This window comes from Colwellia sp. MB3u-4 (genome assembly GCF_014077065.1).
Classification (GTDB): Bacteria; Pseudomonadota; Gammaproteobacteria; order Enterobacterales; family Alteromonadaceae; genus Cognaticolwellia.
Genome location: NZ_JACGVE010000002.1, coordinates 1 through 257, shown reverse-complemented (window position 1 = coordinate 257; position 257 = coordinate 1). Strand labels below are relative to the sequence as shown.

Here is a 257-nt window from a genome sequence, read left to right as displayed (position 1 = left end):
AACGATGCCCCAGTAATTTCTGGTACGCCAGCCACAACTGCGGTTGAAGATGCTGCTTACAGCTTTACTCCAACAGTTTCTGATGTTGATGCAGGTGACACCCAGACTTTTAGCATTAGCAATAAACCTACATGGGCAACGTTTAATGCGACAACTGGTACGTTAACCGGCACACCAGTTCAAGCCGATATAGGTACCACCTCAGGTATTATCATCAGTGTTGCCGATGCTGCGAATGCAACAGTAAGCTTAGCGGC

At 47.5% G+C, this 257-nt stretch carries 1 protein-coding gene; it reads left to right on the top strand.

What is annotated here, in order from left to right:
- A partial coding sequence (locus H4J61_RS00010; protein ID WP_182182607.1) for a putative Ig domain-containing protein occupies positions 1-257 on the top strand: 257 nt, incomplete at both ends.